At 42.5% G+C, this 268-nt stretch carries 1 protein-coding gene; it reads right to left on the bottom strand.

What is annotated here, in order from left to right; translation table 11 throughout:
* Positions 1 to 268 (bottom strand): thiamine pyrophosphate-binding protein (locus CF394_RS11530; protein ID WP_165767549.1); only part of this gene is annotated, 268 nt, incomplete at both ends.

Raw genomic sequence — 268 nt, 5'->3', positions numbered from 1 at the left:
AACGGTCACGAACACTTTCTGTAAAGGAATCCTTTGTTTCACCATCCAAGTTGATGTCGTTTGAATCATAAAGGACAACCAACTTGTCTAGTTTTTGCAAACCTGCGTATGAAGCCGCCTCACTTGAGACACCTTCCATCAAATCTCCATCTCCACAGATAACGTAAGTATAGTGATCAAAGATATTGTAGCCTTCGCGATTGTATTTTGCGGCTAGGAAACGTTCTGCTTGGGCAAAACCAGTAGCAGTAGAAATCCCTTGTCCTAG

This window comes from Tetzosporium hominis, assembly GCF_002265435.1.
GTDB classification, from domain to species: domain Bacteria; phylum Bacillota; class Bacilli; order Bacillales_A; family Planococcaceae; genus Chryseomicrobium; species Chryseomicrobium hominis.
This window is presented reverse-complemented; position numbering and strand designations above follow the sequence as displayed.